Origin of the sequence: Streptomyces sp. NPDC002793 (assembly GCF_040295485.1) — a bacterium.
GTDB lineage: Bacteria > Actinomycetota > Actinomycetes > Streptomycetales > Streptomycetaceae > Streptomyces.
In genome coordinates this window covers 1-2769 of sequence record NZ_JBEOVL010000122.1, presented here as the reverse complement: position 1 = coordinate 2769, position 2769 = coordinate 1, and the positions used below count along the sequence as shown (strand labels likewise).

Genomic DNA, 2769 nt, shown 5'->3' with positions numbered 1-2769 from the left:
CGCCGGCCCCGGCACCCGTGGACGCGGGGCCGCCGTACGCCGAGTGCGTGCTGTGCCGGAAGCCGACCGAATATCCGGAGTCGGCGCGACTTCGTCCGGCGGACGGCGTCACTCGCCCGACAGCACCGCCTGCGCCGCGAGCCGTGCCTCGTCGGCGGAGTCCGCCGCGCGCGCGGCGGAGGCGGCGCGCTCGCACTGGGCGAGCGTGTGCTTCGCCAGCGTTGCCCGCACGTAGGGGATGGATGCCGCACCCATCGACAGAGAGGTGACACCCAGACCGGTCAGCACACACGCCAGAAGCGGGTCCGAAGCGGCCTCACCACAGACACCGCAGCTCTTGCCCTCGGCCCGGGCGGCGTCGGCCGACAGCGCGACGAGGTCGAGCAGCGCCGGCTGCCACGGGTCCTGCAGCCGGGAGACGGCCCCCACCTGACGGTCCGCCGCGAAGGTGTACTGCGCCAGGTCGTTGGTCCCCAGCGACAGGAACTCCACCTCCTGGAGGATCGAGCGGGCCCTGAGCGCGGCGGACGGGATCTCCACCATCGCGCCGAACTTCGCCCGCAGCCCCGCCTCACGGCAGGCGTCCGCGAACGCCTTCGCGTCGGCACGGTCGGCGACCATCGGGGCCATGACCTCCAGATACACCGGCAACCCCTCGGCGGCCCTGGACAGGGCCGTCAACTGGGTCCGCAGCACATCGGGATGGTCCAGCAGACTGCGCAGCCCCCGCACACCCAGCGCGGGGTTGGGCTCGTCGCCCGGTGTCAGGAAGTCCAGCGGCTTGTCGGCCCCTGCGTCCAACACCCGCACCACGACACGTCCCTCGGGGAACGCCTCCAGCACCGCGCGGTAAGCCGCGATCTGCTTCTCCTCGGACGGCGCCTGCTTGCTGTCGTCGAGGAAGAGGAACTCGGTACGGAACAGTCCCACGCCCTCGGCTCCGGCCTCCAGAGCGGCCGGCACGTCGCCGGGACCGCCGACGTTGGCGAGCAGCGGCACCTTGTGACCGTCCGAGGTGGCCCCCGGACCGGTCACGGCCGACAGAGCCGCCTTGCGGGCGGCCGAGGCACCCTCCATCTCGGCGCGCTTCTCGGGGCTCGGTTCGACGAAGATCTCGCCGGTGCTGCCGTCCACAGCCACGACCGTGCCTTCGGTGATCTCGCCCGCGCCGGGCAGCGCCACGACGGCCGGTACTCCGAGCGCCCGCGCGAGGATGGCGCTGTGGCTGGTGGGCCCGCCCTCCTCCGTGACGAACCCGAGCACCAGCGCGGGGTCGAGCAGGGCGGTGTCGGCGGGAGCCAGGTCACGTGCGATCAGGACGTACGGCTCATCACTGTCGGGCACCCCCGGCATCGGAACGCCGAGCAGGCGCGCCACGATCCGGTTCCGTACGTCGTCGAGGTCGGCGACGCGACCCGCCAGATACTCCCCGGCGTTCGCCAGCAGGGCCCGGTACGCGGCGAAGGCGTCGTAGACACCCCGCTCGGCGGTGCTGCCGACGGCGATACGACGCTCGACATCGGCGATGAGCTCAGGGTCCTGCGCCATCATGGCCTGGGCCTCGAGCACGTGCTGTGCCTCGCCCCCCGCCAGATTGCCGCGCGCGATGAGGTCGGCCGCCACAGCTTCCACGGCCTGGCGGGCACGCCCCTGCTCGCGCTCGGCCTCTTCCGCGGGAATCTGTTTGGCCGGCGGCTCGAGCACCGCCGTACCCATGTGCCGAACTTCGCCGATGGCCACACCGTGGCTCACGCCGACGCCTCGCAGCGTTGTCTCCATTTCACCCGTCTCCGATTGTGCGGCGGTCGCACCGCCGCGGTGGATACCCAACTGGCACTTACTGCGCAGAGGGTGTCACTGCCAGCCGAACAGCGTCTCGCCGACCTTCACGTCGCCGTCCTCGCGGACGTCGGAGAGGGACTCGGCGGTGGCCTCCAGGGCCACGACCGGACAGATGGCGGACTTACCGGCCGCTTCGACACCGGCCGGGTCCCACCGGACGATGCCCTGACCGCGGGTCACCGTGTCTCCCTTGTTCACGAGCAGCTCGAAGCCCTCGCCGTTGAGCTGCACGGTGTCGATCCCGAGGTGCGTCAGCACTCCGTGGCCCTGGTCGTCGACGACCACGAAGGCGTGCGGGTGGAGGGAGACGACGATGCCGTCGACCGGTGAGACGGCCTCGGAAGGCTCGCGCACGGGGTCGATCGCTGTGCCGGGACCCACCATCGCTCCGGAGAACACGGGGTCGGGAACCGCGGTGAGTCCGATGACGCGGCCGGCGAGAGGGGACGTCACTGTGGTCATGGAGAGCCTCCAGGGGTGGGGATCCGTATGTCACCGCCAGGGCTGATGGAGGGCGGCGTACTGATCAGCAGCGTAAGTCATATGAAGTCCCGGTTCCGCCCGAGAGCTACCGGTTGGCCGCCCTGGAGGCGCACCGGAAACGATTTGCCTCGCCCCATAGCGACCTGTACTGTCGAACCCCTGCCTGACACCGACGCGACTTCGAGTCCGGGGTCGGCAGCGACTCCCAAGCCCAGACTGTAACTCTGATCTGCGTTCCCGCATGTTCGCGAGGCGCCGGTCAAGGAACGGGAAAAGGACTGATAGAGTCGGACTCGCCGGAAAGGGAAACGCGAAAGCGAAGAACTGGAAAGCGCGGCAGTTAATTAAATGCCGAGCAGGAACCCGCTTCGGCCGGGAATCGGACACGAAAGAGTCTGATAGAGTCGGAAACGCAAGAACGAAGGGAAGCGCCCGGAGGGCCCC

Annotated in this window: 2 protein-coding genes; both read right to left on the bottom strand. The window is 70.0% G+C overall.

Annotation, left to right across the window (positions count from 1 at the left end; translation table 11 throughout):
- Window positions 1-108 precede the first annotated feature (108 nt).
- Window positions 109-1779 carry a phosphoenolpyruvate--protein phosphotransferase gene (ptsP, locus tag ABT001_RS35820; RefSeq protein WP_351285875.1) on the bottom strand — a complete coding sequence of 557 codons (1671 nt, stop codon included), beginning with the start codon at window positions 1777-1779 and terminating at the stop codon, window positions 109-111.
- Between the two features lie 75 nt (window positions 1780-1854).
- Window positions 1855-2304, bottom strand: coding sequence for a PTS sugar transporter subunit IIA (locus ABT001_RS35815; protein WP_351285873.1), 450 nt, complete (start codon window positions 2302-2304; stop codon window positions 1855-1857).
- Between the last annotated feature and the right edge of the window lie 465 nt (window positions 2305-2769).

Excerpts from the sequence above, each read along its gene's own strand:
- ptsP (WP_351285875.1), bottom strand. The coding sequence starts at position 1,779 with ATGGAGACAACGCTGCGAGGCGTCGGCGTGAGCCACGGTGTGGCCATC.
- ABT001_RS35815 (WP_351285873.1), bottom strand. The coding sequence starts at position 2,304 with ATGACCACAGTGACGTCCCCTCTCGCCGGCCGCGTCATCGGACTCACC.